The 15,303-nt window shown below is 62.9% G+C and carries 14 protein-coding genes; 12 read left to right on the top strand and 2 right to left on the bottom strand.

What is annotated here, in order from left to right:
* The first annotated feature begins 8 nt into the window (after positions 1-8).
* The 9 genes from GBEM_RS05255 to GBEM_RS05215 all read left to right on the top strand — a co-directional run bounded on the left by GBEM_RS05255 (position 9) and on the right by GBEM_RS05215 (position 10,053).
* On the top strand, positions 9-533 hold the full coding sequence (locus GBEM_RS05255) for a chemotaxis protein CheW (RefSeq protein WP_012529480.1): 525 nt from the start codon (positions 9-11) through the stop codon (positions 531-533).
* Positions 530-2,284 (top strand): methyl-accepting chemotaxis protein, encoded by a 1,755-nt coding sequence (locus GBEM_RS05250; RefSeq protein ID WP_012529479.1) that lies wholly within the window; start codon positions 530-532, stop codon positions 2,282-2,284. Before GBEM_RS05255 ends, GBEM_RS05250 begins: the two co-directional genes overlap by 4 nt.
* The gene (locus GBEM_RS05245; RefSeq protein WP_148212893.1) at positions 2,269-3,156 is read left to right on the top strand and encodes a CheR family methyltransferase; all 888 of its coding nucleotides are present in this window, start codon (positions 2,269-2,271) and stop codon (positions 3,154-3,156) included. The genes GBEM_RS05250 and GBEM_RS05245 overlap by 16 nt, the downstream gene beginning before the upstream one ends.
* 11 nt (positions 3,157-3,167) lie before the next feature.
* Entirely contained in the window at positions 3,168-3,719 is a 552-nt protein-coding gene (locus tag GBEM_RS05240; RefSeq protein WP_012529477.1) for a histidine kinase, read from the top strand.
* On the top strand, positions 3,720-4,811 hold the full coding sequence (locus tag GBEM_RS05235; protein ID WP_012529476.1) for a protein-glutamate methylesterase/protein-glutamine glutaminase: 1,092 nt from the start codon (positions 3,720-3,722) through the stop codon (positions 4,809-4,811).
* Between the two features lie 109 nt (positions 4,812-4,920).
* The gene (locus GBEM_RS05230) at positions 4,921-6,693 is read left to right on the top strand and encodes a cache domain-containing protein (RefSeq protein ID WP_012529475.1); all 1,773 of its coding nucleotides are present in this window, start codon (positions 4,921-4,923) and stop codon (positions 6,691-6,693) included.
* The gene (locus GBEM_RS05225) at positions 6,690-9,086 is read left to right on the top strand and encodes an ATP-binding protein (protein WP_012529474.1); all 2,397 of its coding nucleotides are present in this window, start codon (positions 6,690-6,692) and stop codon (positions 9,084-9,086) included. The genes GBEM_RS05230 and GBEM_RS05225 overlap by 4 nt, the downstream gene beginning before the upstream one ends.
* Positions 9,087-9,098: 12 nt before the next feature.
* The gene (locus tag GBEM_RS05220) at positions 9,099-9,494 is read left to right on the top strand and encodes a response regulator (protein WP_012529473.1); all 396 of its coding nucleotides are present in this window, start codon (positions 9,099-9,101) and stop codon (positions 9,492-9,494) included.
* Positions 9,484-10,053, top strand: a complete 570-nt coding sequence (locus GBEM_RS05215; RefSeq protein ID WP_012529472.1) for a CheB methylesterase domain-containing protein — start codon at positions 9,484-9,486, stop codon at positions 10,051-10,053. Before GBEM_RS05220 ends, GBEM_RS05215 begins: the two co-directional genes overlap by 11 nt.
* 4 nt (positions 10,054-10,057) lie before the next feature.
* Here the strand turns inward: GBEM_RS05215 and GBEM_RS05210 are convergent, their stop codons facing one another.
* Positions 10,058-10,960 carry a LysR family transcriptional regulator gene (locus GBEM_RS05210; RefSeq protein ID WP_012529471.1) on the bottom strand — a complete coding sequence of 301 codons (903 nt, stop codon included), beginning with the start codon at positions 10,958-10,960 and terminating at the stop codon, positions 10,058-10,060.
* Between the two features lie 208 nt (positions 10,961-11,168).
* Between GBEM_RS05210 and GBEM_RS05205 the strand changes: the two genes are divergently transcribed.
* From GBEM_RS05205 to hcp, 3 genes are all read left to right on the top strand, one after another.
* The gene (locus tag GBEM_RS05205; RefSeq protein ID WP_012529470.1) at positions 11,169-12,401 is read left to right on the top strand and encodes an MFS transporter; all 1,233 of its coding nucleotides are present in this window, start codon (positions 11,169-11,171) and stop codon (positions 12,399-12,401) included.
* 62 nt (positions 12,402-12,463) lie between these two features.
* Positions 12,464-12,736: a hypothetical protein gene (locus tag GBEM_RS05200; protein WP_012529469.1), complete on the top strand. Its 273-nt coding sequence runs from the start codon at positions 12,464-12,466 to the stop codon at positions 12,734-12,736.
* A gap of 392 nt (positions 12,737-13,128) precedes the next feature.
* On the top strand, positions 13,129-14,763 hold the full coding sequence (gene hcp / locus GBEM_RS05195) for a hydroxylamine reductase (protein WP_318842308.1): 1,635 nt from the start codon (positions 13,129-13,131) through the stop codon (positions 14,761-14,763).
* Between the two features lie 174 nt (positions 14,764-14,937).
* Here hcp and GBEM_RS05190 read toward each other — a convergent pair whose 3' ends face one another.
* Positions 14,938-15,213: a hypothetical protein gene (locus GBEM_RS05190; RefSeq protein WP_012529467.1), complete on the bottom strand. Its 276-nt coding sequence runs from the start codon at positions 15,211-15,213 to the stop codon at positions 14,938-14,940.
* Between the last annotated feature and the right edge of the window lie 90 nt (positions 15,214-15,303).

Below are 15,303 nucleotides of genomic sequence, written 5' to 3'. Positions count from 1 at the left end.
GAAAAACTATGCAGACAGCTCACGGCAGCGTCGAGCAAGAGACACGGTTGGAGGGGGCGGAGGAGTACCTCACCTTCACGCTGGGAAGCGAGAGCTACGGGATCGACATCCTGAAGGTCCAGGAGATCAGGGGGTACGACTGCGTCACCCGCATCGCCAACACCCCCGCCTTCATCAAGGGGGTGATCAACCTGCGCGGGGTGATCGTGCCGATCGTGGACCTGCGCATCAAGTTCAACGTCGGGGAGGCCACCTACCACGAGTTCACAGTGGTGATCATCATCAACGTGCTGGGTAAGGTGGTGGGGATCGTGGTGGACGGAGTCTCGGACGTGGTAGCGCTCCCGGCGCAGAGCATCAAGCCGCCGCCGGAGCTCGGCGCCGCCCTCGACACCCGCTACATCACGGGGCTCGGGACCTTGAACGACGAGATGCTCATCCTGGTGGATATCGAGAAGCTGATCGGCAGCGAGGAGCTGCAGATCGTGGACCATAGCACGGAAAACATTCAAAAAGAGGTGGTGAACATATGAAAGCGACCGCGTTCAGGGACTGGAAAATTTTGACCAAGATTCTCAGCATTTCCGTGGCGACCATCGTGATGATGGTGCTGGGGGTGATGTTCTACGTGCTCCCCTTCGTGCAGAACAAGCTGATGAACGAGAAGATCGGCGCCACGAAGGCCGTGGTGGACGTAGCCTACGACGTCCTGACCGAAAACTACAACTCCTACAAGGCGGGGGCCAAGACCCTGCAGCAGGCGCAGGCCGACGCCCTGAAGCAGATCGCCGAGATGCGCTATCAGGGGAACGAGTACTTCTGGGTCAACGACCTCGACACCAAGGTGCTGATGCACCCCATCAAGCCGGAGATGGTCGGCAAGACCCAGTACGACAACAAGGACCCCAACGGCAAGAAGCTCTACGTCGAGTTCGTCAACGTCTGCAAGGAGAAGGGCGAAGGGGTGGTGGACTACATGTGGGCCAAGCCCGGCTCCACGGTCCCGGTCCCGAAGATCTCCTACGTGATGCTGATGAAGGAGTGGGGCTGGATCGTGGGAAGCGGCATCTACGTCGACAACGTGACCGCCGAGATGAACAAGATGAAGTGGCAGATCATCGGCGCGACCTTCGGGCTGTCGCTCGTCATCTTCGCCTTCGCCTGGTTCGTGGCGAGGAAGATCAAGGAGGCGCTGGACCTGGCCATCGCCGCTTCGAAGCGGATCGCCGCGGGCGACCTCACCGCCCACATCGAGGTGAAGAGCAAGGACGAGACCGGGGAACTTCTCGGTTCGCTCGCCGAGATGAACGAGGGTCTCGCCCGCATCGTGGGTGAGGTGAGAAACGGCGCCGAATCGATCGCCACTGCGACCGAGGAGATAGCGGCAGGCAACGCCGACCTCTCTCAACGCACCGAGGAGCAGGCAAGCGCCCTGGAGGAGACCGCCTCCAGCATGGAAGAGCTCACCTCCACGGTGAAGCAGAACGCTGACAACGCCCAGGCCGCGAACCAGCTCGCCATCAACGCCAGCGGCGTCGCGGTCAAGGGGGGCGAGGTGATCAACCGGGTGGTCACCACCATGGAGTCGATCACGGACAGCTCCAAGAAGATCTCCGACATCATAGGGGTCATCGACGGCATCGCCTTCCAGACCAACATCCTGGCCTTGAACGCCGCCGTCGAGGCGGCGCGCGCGGGAGAGCAGGGGAGAGGCTTCGCCGTGGTCGCGGCCGAGGTGAGGAGCCTGGCGCAGCGAAGCGCCGCTGCGGCCAAGGAGATCAAGGCCCTGATCGAGGACTCGGTGGGGAAGGTCCAGGACGGCAGCCGCCTGGTCGAGGAGGCCGGGCGCACCACCCAGGACATCGTCACCAGCATCAAGCGGGTGACCGACATCATGGCGGAGATCTCCGCCGCCTCGCTGGAGCAGTCCAGCGGCATCGAGCAGGTGAACACGGCCATCACCCAGATGGACGACGTGACCCAGCAGAACGCGGCGCTGGTCGAGGAGGCCGCTGCCGCCGCGGAATCGCTCGAAGAGCAGGCCCAGCAGCTGGTGCAGGTGGTGGCCCGCTTCACCCTGGAAAGCTCGCCCAAGGCCCAGGCGCCCGCGGAGAAGCGCAAGGCCGCTGCCGGCCTTGCGGCCAGGCAGAAGGCCCCCGAGAAAAAAGGAAGGGCGCTCACCGCGGCGGGGGTAAAGCCGCGGGAACAGCGGCCGGTCAAGGCGGCTGCGGCTGCCGCGACGGCCGAGGTAGCCGAGCTTGACGACGATTGGAAGGAATTCTGAGAACGCAGCAGGAAAAAAGCGTGGAGCGGCGCTTTTCGGGAGGGGGGTTCGCCTCCCTCCCGGATGCGTTCCACTACACGCTTACCGATGACGACTTCGCGCGCGTGCGAGGGCTCATCTACCGCATGGCCGGGATATCCCTGGCGCCGGGGAAGTTCGACATGGTCTACAGCCGTCTGGCGCGCAGGCTGCGCGTGCGGGGGCTGGAATCCTTCGCCCAGTACCTGAGGCTGGTAGAGCTGGGGGACGAGGAGGAGTCGGAGGCGTTCATCAACGCCCTCACCACCAACATGACCTCGTTCTTCCGGGAGCCGCACCACTTCCGGATGCTGGCGGAGCGCCTGGCAAAACGCGGCGGCCGCCCGGTCTCCATCTGGAGTTGCGCCTCATCCAGCGGCGAGGAACCCTACTCCATCGCCATGACGGCGCTGGAGGCGCTCGACGACTCGTCGGGGCTCGACATCCTGGCCAGCGACATCGACACCGCAGTGCTCGCCAAGGCGAGGCAGGGGATCTACCCCATCGACCAGCTGGCCAAGGTCCCGCTGCACCTGCGCAAGCGCTTCTTTATGAGGGGCGAGGGGAAAAACGACGGGTTCGCCCGGGTGAAGGAAGAGCTGCGGCGGCCGGTCACTTTCCGGCGCCTGAACCTTCTGGACGAGAAGTGGCCCATCCACGGCAAGTTCGACTTCGTCTTCTGCCGCAACGTGATGATCTACTTCGACCGGGAGACCCAGCACGCCATCCTGAAGAGGATCGCGCGGGTGCTGAACCCCGACGGGCTGCTCTTCGTCGGGCATTCGGAAAGCTTTCATCACACCCAGGAGCTGTTCAAGCTCTGCGGCACCACGGCTTACACGCTTAGAGGCTGAAGGGAGAAGCGATGCTGCTAGCGGAGCGGCAATCCGGCAGGGGTAGCTATTTCGAACCGGAATTCGGCACGGTGGCCGTCAAGATCGTCGCCGGGGAATGCTTAGCCACGGCCGACCCCATCGCCATCACCACCGTGCTCGGCTCCTGCGTCTCGGTATGCCTCTACGACATAGAGCTCGGGGTGGGAGGGATGAACCACTTCATGCTCCCGGAACTTCTGCAGGGAAGAAGCGCCTCCCCTTGCTCCCGCGCCTGCAGCAGCAACTGCTGCGCGCGCTACGGCAGCTGCGCCATGAGGCTGCTTTTGCAGCAACTGGAGCAGTTGGGGAGCAACCGGAGCCGGCTGGCCGCCAAGGTCTTCGGAGCCGGGCGCGTGATGGCTATGGCCACGGACATAGGCGCCAGCAACGCCTCCTTCGCCCTGGAGTACCTGAGGCAGGAGGGAATACCGGTAGTCGCGTCGGACCTGGGGGATTGCTGCCCCCGCAAACTGGTGTTTTTCCCCCGGACCGGAAAGGCCTGGGTGAAAAGGATGCGGGATCTTCCCGCTGCAAGAGGATAGATGGCAATAAAGGTTCTCATAGTAGACGATTCCGCACTGATACGCTCGCTGCTCACCGAGATCATCAACGCCGAGCCGGACCTGCAGGTGGTCGGCACGGCGCCCGACCCGCTGGCGGCGCGGCAGCGGATCAAGGAGCTGAACCCGGACGTACTGACCCTGGACGTGGAGATGCCGAAGATGGACGGGCTCGTCTTCCTGGAAAAGCTGATGCGGCTGCGCCCCATGCCGGTGGTCATGGTCTCCTCGCTCACCGAAAAGAGCTCGGCGGTGACGCTCAAGGCGCTGGAGATGGGAGCCTTCGATTTCGTGACCAAGCCGAAGATCGACATCCGCAGCGGGATCATGGAGTACGCCGGCGAGCTGACCGAGAAGATCCGCTGCGCCTATCTCTCCGGGCGCAGGAGGAAAGGGGCGCGGGGAGGAGAGCTCCAACCCGTCACCGGGAAGCTTTCCGCCGACGCGATCCTCCCCAACCGGCGGGACCACTTCTCCTCCACGGAGAAGGTGATCGCGGTCGGAGCCTCCACCGGCGGGACCGAGGCGCTGAAGACCTTCCTCGCCGCGCTCCCCCCAGACTGCCCGGGGATACTGGTGACCCAGCACATGCCGGAGACCTTCACCAAGACCTTTGCGGCGCGCCTGAACGGGCTTTGCCAACTGGCGGTGAAGGAGGCGGAGCACGGGGAGCGTGTGCTGCCGGGGCATGCCTACGTGGCACCCGGCAACCGCCACCTGATGCTGGCCAGAAGCGGCGCCAACTACACCGTGGCGCTGGGGGACGGCCCTGCGGTCTCCCGGCACCGCCCCTCGGTGGACGTGCTCTTTCGCTCCGCGGCCAACTGCGCCGGCGCCAACAGCCTGGGAATAATCATGACCGGCATGGGGGACGACGGCGCCGCCGGGATGCTGGAGATGCACGCGGCGGGGGCGAGAACCATCGCCCAGGACGAAGAGAGCTGCGTCGTCTTCGGTATGCCGAAGGAGGCGATCGCCCGCGGCGGCGTCGACGAAGTGGTGCCGCTTGAGGAGATCGCGGGGCGGCTCATCGCCTGGCTTGCCTCGCACGGCAGGAGAAGTTTCAGGGTGTAGCTGCCGGCAAGAAAAAGGCGCCCTCACCCCGCCCCTCTCCCAGAGGGAGAGGGGGAATGGACAGAGGCATCGGTATGAAGCGGCATGGCCGGTTGAGCTGAGGAAAGACTTGAGGATACCAACAAGCAAAATACCGGTCGTCGTCCTTCTCAGCGCGGTGAGCATCGCGCTGGTGATGATGGCGTCAAGCCACCTCATGCTCGGGCAGATCCGGGAGGAGGCCGTGCGCCAGGCCACCAGGCAGCAGGAAAGCAGCATGTCGGCCCTGTGGGAGCAGATGGCGCGCCGCGGCAGGAACTTCCGCATCGAGGACGGCAAGCTCTACGTCGGGGACTACTACGTCCTGAACGACAACAACGAGATTCCGGACCGCATCTTCGCCATCACCGGGAGCAGGGCCACCATCTTCATGGGAGACATCCGGGTCGCCACCAACATCATGCGGTCCGACGGCACCCGCGCGATAGGGACAAAGATGATCGGCCCCGCCTATCAGGCCATCTTCGGCGAGGGAACCAGCTACCGCGGCGAGGCCGATATCCTCGGCATCCCCTACTTCACCGCCTACGACCCGGTGCGGGACATGCACGGCAAGACCATCGGCGCCCTCTTCGTGGGGGTGAAGCAGAGCGAGTACCTGGCCCGCTACGACAGCATCAACCTGAAAATCCGCGCCATCAGCGTGATGCTGGCAGCGATCTTCGTCCTTATGGCTGTGCTTTTGATCCAGGTCCGCAAGAAAAGCGAGATCGCGGCACAGCAGCAGCTCGCCTTCCAGCAGCTGCTTTTGGACACCATACCCAGCCCGATCTTTTCCAAGGACGCCCAAGGGCGCTACAACCTCTGCAACAAGGCCTTCCAGGAGTACGTGGGGGTGCCGAGCGAGGAGCTTTTGGGGAAGACGGTTTTTGACCTTTGGCCCAGGGAGCTGGCGGAGCAGTACCAGCGCATGGACCAGGTCATCATGGAAAGCTCCGGAACGCAGATCTACGAGTCGCAGGTCAAGTATGCGGACGGCACCCTGCACGACGTGCTCTTCCACAAGGCGGCTTTCCGGGACGAGAAGGGGACCCCCGCCGGGCTGGTCGGCGTCATCCTGGACATCACGGAGCGCAAGGAGGCCGAGATGGAGAACAGCAGACTCGCGGCGCAGATGCACCAATCCCGGATGGTAGAGTCGCTGATGATCCAGCTGAACCACGACCTGAACACCCCGCTTACCCCCCTGTTCGCCCTGCTCCCCATGATTGAGAAACAGGTGGACGACCCGGGGCTTAGGAGAATGCTGGAGATCTGCCAGCAGTGCGCAAACCAGATCAAGGGGCTGGCCGAGAAGTCCCTGGACCTGGTCCGGATCTCGTCCGGCCGCCCGCAGCTGATCCCGGTCAGGCTCGCCGGCACGGCGGAGTTCGCGTGCGGCGAAGTCGCGGACTCCCTGGCGCTGCGCGGCGTGACCTGCCACAACGACATCCCCGCCGACCTGTGGGTCTTGGGAAGCGCGGAACAGCTCTCACTGCTCTTCAGGAACCTGCTCACCAATGCCGCGCGCTACGCCCGTGCCAACGGGCACATCGTGCTGGGGGCCGCGCCCATGGACGGCATGGTGCAGGTCTGCGTCCAGGACGACGGCGAGGGGCTGGACCAGGAGCACTTGGCCCTGGTCTTCAACGAGTTCTTCAAGGCCGATCCGGCCCGCCAGGACGTGAACACGCAAGGGCTGGGGCTGGCCATCTGCAAGCGGATCATCGCCAACCACGACGGCAGGATCTGGGCCGAGAGCCCCGGCAAGGGGCAAGGGACCACCATCTTCTTTACGCTTAACCCCGCCGGCGATGCGCCGGAGGAAGCCAAACCCGATCATCCGGAGAGTTACGACATATGAGCCGCCTTTCCATCGGACAACTCAAGGCGCGCATTGGCATCACCGTCGGGATCATCGTCGTCGCGGTATTGTGCATCTCCGGCCTGGGGGACACCGCGAAGATGTCGGTAGCTGCGGATGGCGGCGCGCAACTGCTGCTCGGCCACCCGTTGCAGCATTCGCTGCTGACGCTGGTTTTGTGCCTGCTGATCCTGGCCCTCACCACCCTTTTGTTCCGGCACCTGGACCGCTTGAAGCAGGCGCAGCTCATGGTGGAGGGGCAGAAGGCGGAACTGGCGATAAAGGCCGCCCAGATCGACGCCGCCAACGACAGCATCCTGCAGGTCGACGAGGAGGGGCGGCTGCTCCATTTCAACCAGGCGCTCTGCCGGCTCACGGAGTACGATTGCGAAGAACTGGCGGGGATGCGGCTGCAGGAGATCGAACCGCCGGAATACGGCGGCCGGTTCGAGGCTATCGTCAACGGGCTGAGGGAATCGAAAGAGGCGACCTTCGAAAGCGTCTACCTCACCAAAGGTGGGGCTGCCGTTCCGGTCGAGGTTCATTCCCGCCTGCTGGAGGGCGAGATGAAGACCCAGATACTCGCCATCGCCCGGGACATAACCGAGAGAAAGCGCAGCGAGCAAAGGGAGCGCTGCCGGCTGAACACCCTGGAGCGGATAGCGACGGACGCCTCGCTCGACGAGCTTTTGGGGTGCGTGGTGAGGTACGTAGAGCAGGAGATCCCGGGTGCGCTCTGCTCGGTCCTTTTGGTGGACGAATCCGGCACCAGGCTGCGCCACGGCGCCGCCCCATCGCTTCCCGAGGCCTACAACCAGGCGGTGCACGGCCTGCGGATCGGCCAGGGGAAAGGGTCCTGCGGGACCGCCGCGTTCCTCAGGCAGCGGGTAGTGGTGGAGGATCTGGAGTCGCACCCGTACTGGAACGGGTTCCAGCCCGCCCGGGATGCGGGGCTTTCCGCCTGCTGGTCCGAGCCGGTCTTCGCCTCCAACGGCATCCTGCTCGGAACCCTGGCGGTCTATCACCGCGAGCCCCGCGCCCCCGGCAACGACGACCTGCGCCTCATGGAGTCGGCGGCCCACCTGGCCGGGATTGCCATAGGAAGGGTCAGGGCCGACGACGGCAGGCGGGTTTTGGAGGATCAACTGCGCCACAGCCAGAAGATCGAGGCCGTGGGGCAACTGGCGGCGGGGGTGGCACACGACTTCAACAACCTGCTGACGCCGATCATAGTCTACGCCGACATGCTGCAGCAGTACTGCCCCGCGGGAAGCACCCAGGCGCGCATGGTGGACGCCATGAGCCAGGCGGCCCAGAAGGCGGGGGATCTGACCCAGAAGCTCCTCTCCTTCGGGCGCAAACAGGCGCTCCACGTGGAGCTATTGGACCTGAACGAGGTGATTGCCTCCTTCAGGGACATCCTGCGTGCCACCGCGCGGGACAACGTCACCATCGACCTGCGGCTTTCCCCGGGGGCCGCCAAGGTGCAGGCGGACCGGGGGCAACTGGAGCAGGTGCTTTTGAACCTCCTTTTGAACGCCCAGGACGCCATCGACGGGACCGGCTCGATCTGCGTCGAAACCGGGCACCTGATACTGGACGATGAGTTCCACAGGCAGCACCCGGTAGCGAAGCCCGGGCACTACATACTGCTTGCCTTTTCCGACGACGGCTGCGGCATGGCGGAGGAGACGCTCAGGCACATGTACGAGCCGTTCTTCACCACCAAGGAGACCGGGCGCGGCACCGGCCTCGGGCTCGCCACTGTGTACGGCATCGTCAAGCGCCATGGCGGCTGCATCGACGTCAAGAGCCGCCCCGGAGAGGGGACCAGGTTCGGGATCTATCTCCCCGCCAGTTCCAGCAGCGCCGACCCCGTCACGGCCTCCCCCTCGCGCGCCGCGATCCCGCCCGCCGCGGGAAAGGGGAAGACCATCCTCCTGGTCGAGGACAACGTCATGATCCGCGAGGTGGCAGAGGAGCTTCTCTCCTCCTTCGGCTACGCGGTCCTGGCGGCCGAAAGCCCGGCCCGGGCGCTGGAACTTGCCAAGGAGCAGCAGAGGATAGACCTTTTGGCGACCGACGTGGTCATGCCCGAGATGACCGGACCGGAGCTCTACGAAAAACTGCTTGAAAATTACCCGGGGCTGCCGGTACTGTACATCTCCGGCTACAGCGCGGGGCTCCTGCCGCTTGACGAGAGCCAGCGGCAGGACGCCATCTTCCTGGCCAAGCCCTTCACCCTGGAACAGTTCATGGGCAAGATCGGGGAGATGCTCGGCTCGGACCTCCTCCTGGCGGTGCAGGCGCCGCTGGACGAGGCGATGGCCAGGCTGGTAACGAGAAGCTCGCGGCGAGTCAAGGACCCAGCGGATATATCCGCCACAGCATAAAGGAAGGTGAACATGAATAACCGGATAATGATCGTGGACGACAACGAGTACGTACGGGCATCGGTCGAGATAATCTGCAACTCGGCGCAACTCGACCTGGCCATGGCGGCCAGCGGCCCCGAGTGCCTGAAGCACCTGGAATCTGGATTCAAGGGGATCATCCTGATGGACATCATGATGCCCGGCATGGACGGCTGGGACACCATCAGGGAGATGGTGGACCGGGGGCTCTACGACGGGAACATCGTCGTGATGCTCACCGGGATGGGGGAGCCGGACAGCAAGATGGACGGTCTGCAGGAATACGTCTCGGACTACATGACCAAGCCCTTCGGCCCGGACCAGCTGATCGAATCGCTTGAGTACTACCTTACCCTTTTGAACACCCCGGTGGACTATGAGCGCTAGAAACCTGGTGGTCATCGGAGTTTCCACCGGTGGGCCGCTGACCCTCAAGGCCTTGTTCCGGGAGCTGCCGGCGCTCGATGCGGCCTTCGTCGTGGTGCTCCACATCACGCCGCAGATGGACTACCGCATAGCCCAGGGGCTAGACGCGGTCGCCTCCATGCCGGTAACGCTCGCCGAGGACCAGGAGTTCCTGAGAAGCGGCAGGATCTACCTGGCCCCCGGCGGGTTTCACCTGAGGCTGAACGGCAACCAGCGGGTCGTGCTCTGCGAGGGGCCGCGCGTCAACTACGTCCAGCCGGCCGCCGACGTCGCCATGCTCTCGCTCACCCGGCAGCTCAAAGGGAAGCTGGTCGGCATCGTCCTGACCGGCATGGGAAAGGACGGCGCCGAGGGGATCCGGCACATCAAGCGGCTAGGAGGGGTCACCATGGCGCAGGACCAGCAATCCTCCACCATCTACGGCATGCCGAAAGCGGCCGCCGACACAGGCGCCGTCGACTTCGTGCTCCCCCCGCAAAAGATCGCCGCCAAATTAAAGGAGATCCTGGACCCGCTTTAGCCGCTCAGCCGGTTTCCGCCTGGCTGCGCCACTCCTCCGCCGCATGCTGCAGCAGGAAGTCGACGAAGGCGCGGTTGGCAAGGGAGAGATAGGTATCCTTCTTCCAGGCGATCAGGAGGTCCAGGTGCAGCGGCGGGTCGAAGGGGACCGCGACCAGGTCGGTGTCGGCCGCCACCACCATCCTGAGGAAGATGGAGATCCCGGTGCCGTTTCGCACCAGCGACTTCACCAGAGAGAATAGGTTGGTCTCGAAGACGATATTGGGCGCGCTCCCGGCCCCTTTCAGCACCTCCAGGAAGAACTCCCGAATGTAGTACCCCTCCTTGTAGAAGACCAACGGCTCCCGGATGAACTCCACGAGGCTCACCGACTTACGCTGGGCGAAGGGGTGATCCGGCGGCACGCAGATCACGATCTCCTCCCGCAGGAAGCGGCGCACCTCCAGCGTCTCAGGGAAGTTCCCCCCCGCCACCACCCCCATGTCCAGCTCCCCTTGACCGATCATCTTCTGGATGCGCCAGGCCCCCTCGCCCAAGACCGAAAGGTGCAGCTGCGGGTAGCTTTTCTTGAAGTCCCGGATGATGTCGGGGAAGAAATAGGCGCTGATCATGGGGGGGATGCCGAGCCTCACCTCCCCCTTGCTGAGCCCTTTCAGCTCCGCCATCTCCAGTTCGGCCGCCCTCAGATCGTCGAGGATGCGTTTTGCATGCGGAAGGAAGATCTCCCCCTCCGCGGTGAGCGAGACCTTCTTGTCCTGCCGGTTGAAGAGGGAGAGCTCCAGCTCCTGCTCCAGCTTCTTCACCGCCATGCTTACCGCCGGCTGCGCTATGTGCAGCGCCTCCGCGGCTTTGGTGAAATTCTTCACCTTGGCCACCTCGATGAAATACCTCAATTGCCTGACGTCCATCCGATCCTCCATAAGCGTTAGCTATCAAAGCGATAAATATTATATATTTTTCTTATTGTGAAGCAACCGATATAGTCGTTCCAATGAGAGCGATCGTCCGGCGGAGGGTGAAGCGCGGAAGCGCCGAGAGCAAGTCCCCCGGAGAGCTAGAACAGCTTGATTTGAAAGATGGTGAGCGAACACTGCGCAGGAAGGGTGGTACAGGACCATGGGATCGATAAAAAGCGGAACCAAGAGATACCGGCAGATCAACCTCGCTTTCTTCATGGCCGGCTTCGTCACCTTCATCACGCTCTACGACGTGCAGCCGCTGCTGCCCGAGTTCTCCCGGGAATTCGGGGTCGCCGCCGCCTGGGGGAGCCTGCCGCTCTCGATAACCACCTGCGCCCTCGCCGTCGCCATGCTCTTCGCCGGTACCATCTCGGAAACCATGGGTAGAAAGAAGGTGATGGTGGCCTCGCTGGTCGCCACCTCCCTCCTGGCGTTCGTCACCTCGCAGACCTCCACCCTCCCCGAACTGGTCGCGGTGAGGCTGGTCCAGGGGGTGGTGCTCGCGGGGCTTCCGGCGGTGGCGATGGCATACCTGAGCGAAGAGATCGCCCCTGCGTCCCTTACCTCCGCCATCGGCCTCTACATAAGCGGCAACGCCATCGGCGGCATGACCGGAAGGATCTTCACCGCCACCATGACCGAGTTGGTCTCCTGGCGCTCCGCCCTGGCCGTGATCGGGGTAGCGTGCTTGCTGCTGAGCCTGTACTTTGCCAAGTCGCTCCCCCCTTCGGAGAATTTCAAGCAAAGGCCCTTCGCCGCGCGCTACTTCTTCACCTCGCTCTTCAAGCAGTTGCAGGACCCGGGGCTTCTCTGCCTCTACGGCATTTCCTTCCTCATCATGGGGAGCTTCGTTACGCTCTACAACTACATCACCTTCAGGCTCCTGGGCTCACCCTATTACCTGAGCCAGTCGCTGGTGAGCCTCATCTTCCTGGTCTACATGCTCGGCTCCTTCAGTTCGTCCATGGTGGGGGGGCAGGTGGAGCGCTTCGGAAGGAGCCGCATGCTCTTTCTCACCATCGCCACCATGGTTGCCGGGGCGCTGATCACGCTGGCCCATGACGTCCCCACCGTCGTTGCCGGAATCGGCGTTTTCACCTGCGGCTTCTTCGGCGCCCACACCATCGCTTCGGCATGGGTCGGGAGCAGGGCGAAAAGCGCCCGGGCACAGGCGGCGTCTCTCTACCTCTTCTTCTATTACCTGGGATCGAGCGTCTCCGGCACCGTAGGCGGGCTCTTCTGGGCCCGGCACGGCTGGGTCGGGGTGGTGCTGTTGATCATGGGGCTTCTCTGCCTGGGGCTGTTCCTTTTGAAGGCGCTAACGCTTTGTGCTGAGGGAACCTGCAACGCAAAAAACGCCGTAGCAAGGTTGGACGCGCTGCGCAGCTGAGCCCTCAAGTTCCGGACATGGCCGCCGATATGTCCCCTATCAGCAGGGACAAGGAGCAAGCCATGTCGGACTTAATACGTGTAGCAAACGGGGTAGCCATACCCCTGGAAATGCTGGGAACCTGGGATCGAGTAGCCGAGCTGGCCGCCAAATACGGGCCGGTGTTCGAGGCGGACCTGGTACGCCTGGGTTTCAATCTGCGCCCGATCTACAACCTCAACAACTCCATCGGAGGCGAGCAGGCCATCGCCTTCGGCACCGCCACCTCTTCGAGCCTGCAGTTCGTCGTGCGCCCAGACATCTACCATGCGATGGTGGGCAGCATCGTCCACTGAAACACCCTTCCCCCACCCCAACCCTTCCCCGCTGGGGAGGGAGCTTAGCCCCCCAACCAAAACAACATAAATAGACTTATTTTTCTCGTTCCCAAGCTCCAGCTTGGGAACGCAAGGCAACGGGAAGCTCCGCTTCCTCTCCCCCTCCCCCTCTCCGCCCAGCCAAAAGACAAAAAAGATCCCGATAGCCAGAATCTTAGTTTTATGACTTAGGTCAAGGTCCGGCTCCACATTTGCCGTTAATGTGGGTCCATCGAAAGACGGCACCCGTCACCCGGGCAACCAGGTACGGCCGAAGATAAAACGCCCAGGGAGAATGGATGAAGAACTTGATCAAAAACTTATTTGGATTTTCGACCTCAACCAACAACAATGAGAAAAAGGGGGAAACGATGGAAAACATGTTCTGCTTTCAGTGCGAACAGGCTGCAAACGGTGGTTGCTCCAAGGTAGGCGTCTGCGGCAAACAGCCGGACGTAGCGGCACTGCAGGACCTGCTGGTCTACACCATGAAAGGGATCGCCTTCTGGGCGGACAAGGCCCGCGGCAAAGGCGTGAAGAACGCCGAGATCGACCACTTCATGATTGACGGCCTCTTCACCACGGTCACCAACGTAGACTTCAGCGCTGAGGAAGTCGCCAAGCTGGTGCGCAAAGGCGCCACGCTGCTCGAGAAAGCACAGACCCTCTTCGAGCAGGCCAACGGCGGCGCCTACGCCGGCGCGGTCCCCGAAGCCGCCAAGGGATTCACCGCAACCTCAACCGCCGAGCTGGTCGCCCTGGGCGCCGCCCACGGGGTCAAGTCTGACGCAATCGATGCGGACGTGAAATCGGTCCAGGAAATCATCGTCTACGGGATGAAAGGCTACGCAGCCTACGCCCACCACGCGCTGGTGATCGGCCGCGAGAACGACGAGATCTACGCCTTCACCCACAAGGCGCTGGCAGCCACCCTTGACCTGACCCTCGGCCTTATGGACTTCGTCGGCCTCGCCATGGAGTGCGGCCGCATCAACCTGGTGACCATGGAGCTCCTCGACAAAGCCAACACCGACAGCTTCGGCCACCCGGTACCGACCCCGGTACAGCTCGGCACCAAGGCGGGCAAGGCGATCCTCGTTTCCGGCCACGACCTCCGTATGCTGGAAGAGCTCCTGAAGCAGACCGAAGGCAAAGGGATCAACATCTACACCCACGGCGAGATGCTCCCGGCGCACGGCTACCCCGGCCTCAAGAAGTACGCGCACCTGGCAGGCAACTTCGGCGGCGCATGGCAGGACCAGGCCAAGGAATTCGTCAACTTCCCCGGCGCCATCATCTTCAACACCAACTGCATCCAGCGCCCGGCCGAAAGCTACAAAGACCGCCTCTTCACCTGGGGCCTGGTACAGTGGCCGGACGTCAAGAACATCAACGGCATGGACTTCGCCCCGGTCATCGAGAAGGCGCTCGCGCTTCCCGGCTTCGAAGAGAACCTCGGCCAGGAGATACTCACCGGCTTCGGACACAACGCGGTGCTCGGCGTGGCCGACAAGGTCATCGCGGCGGTCAAGGCAGGCGACATCCGTCACTTCTTCCTGATCGGCGGCTGCGACGGCGCGAAGAGCGGCCGTAACTACTACACCGAGTTCGCCGAGAATGTTCCGAAGGACTGCGTCATCCTGACTCTTGCCTGCGGCAAGTACCGCTTCAACAAGCTCGACTTCGGCGACATCGGCGGCATCCCGCGCCTTCTGGACATCGGCCAGTGCAACGACGCCTACTCCGCGATCCAGATCGCCGTGGCTCTCGCCGGCGCCTTCAACTGCGGCGTCAACGAGCTGCCGCTCTCCTTCATCCTCTCCTGGTACGAGCAGAAGGCGGTGGCGATCCTCCTCACCTTGCTCCACCTGGGCGTGAAGAACATCAAGCTCGGACCGAGCCTGCCGGCCTTCATCACCCCGAACGTCCTCAACTTCCTGGTTGAGAACTTCAACATCGGGCCGATCGGGACCGCCGAAGGCGACCTGAAGCAGATCCTCGGCTAGAACCAACGGCCCTCACCACAGAGGGACACAGAGGTTCACAGAGGAAAACCAAGAACCATGACGTAAGAAGGCGGCCCCGGATTCGGGGCCGCCTTTTCTATTAGAGGTGCAAAACAAAGGCCGCAGGTGACTGCGGCCTTTGTGCGCGAGCTATGATCATGAAAGGTGGAAGTTCTATTCTTCCTTCTTTTTCCCGGCCCCTGTGTCAGGGACGATACTTTCGCAGATGATCTTCTTGCTGTACTGCATGTGTGAGTACTGGAACCCTCCTCCCAGCGTAGTGGGCGAGCAGACGTTGTCAGGCGAGTTGGCGTTCACCAGACAAATAGAGCAGGTCACCGTCGGGTTGTCAGTCAGTTTCTCCACCTCTTCAACTTTTCCCTTACTGTGCAGGTAGCAGATGTGATGCTCGTGATCGCCTGCGCAGACATTTGTTTCTTTCGGCCCCATCTGAGTCTCCCCTGTTTTGTGTTGAGCACCACAACATGCTAGCTCTTTTCGCTTCCGCTGTCACCCATGAGCCGCCGTGAGGTGCTCTCC

This window comes from Citrifermentans bemidjiense Bem, assembly GCF_000020725.1.
Classification (GTDB): domain Bacteria; phylum Desulfobacterota; class Desulfuromonadia; order Geobacterales; family Geobacteraceae; genus Geomonas; species Geomonas bemidjiensis.
The sequence above is the reverse complement of the archived record's forward strand: the minus strand, read 5'-3'. Positions and strand labels throughout refer to the sequence as shown.

Coding starts and splice junctions, on each gene's coding strand:
- GBEM_RS05190 (WP_012529467.1), bottom strand. CDS start 15,213: ATGGGGCCGAAAGAAACAAATGTCTGCGCAGGCGATCACGAGCATCAC.
- GBEM_RS05240 (WP_012529477.1), top strand. CDS start 3,168: ATGCTGCTAGCGGAGCGGCAATCCGGCAGGGGTAGCTATTTCGAACCG.
- GBEM_RS05235 (WP_012529476.1), top strand. CDS start 3,720: ATGGCAATAAAGGTTCTCATAGTAGACGATTCCGCACTGATACGCTCG.
- GBEM_RS05210 (WP_012529471.1), bottom strand. CDS start 10,960: ATGGACGTCAGGCAATTGAGGTATTTCATCGAGGTGGCCAAGGTGAAG.
- GBEM_RS05215 (WP_012529472.1), top strand. CDS start 9,484: ATGAGCGCTAGAAACCTGGTGGTCATCGGAGTTTCCACCGGTGGGCCG.
- GBEM_RS05220 (WP_012529473.1), top strand. CDS start 9,099: ATGAATAACCGGATAATGATCGTGGACGACAACGAGTACGTACGGGCA.
- GBEM_RS05200 (WP_012529469.1), top strand. CDS start 12,464: ATGTCGGACTTAATACGTGTAGCAAACGGGGTAGCCATACCCCTGGAA.
- GBEM_RS05255 (WP_012529480.1), top strand. CDS start 9: ATGCAGACAGCTCACGGCAGCGTCGAGCAAGAGACACGGTTGGAGGGG.
- GBEM_RS05205 (WP_012529470.1), top strand. CDS start 11,169: ATGGGATCGATAAAAAGCGGAACCAAGAGATACCGGCAGATCAACCTC.
- hcp (WP_318842308.1), top strand. CDS start 13,129: ATGGAAAACATGTTCTGCTTTCAGTGCGAACAGGCTGCAAACGGTGGT.
- GBEM_RS05250 (WP_012529479.1), top strand. CDS start 530: ATGAAAGCGACCGCGTTCAGGGACTGGAAAATTTTGACCAAGATTCTC.
- GBEM_RS05225 (WP_012529474.1), top strand. CDS start 6,690: ATGAGCCGCCTTTCCATCGGACAACTCAAGGCGCGCATTGGCATCACC.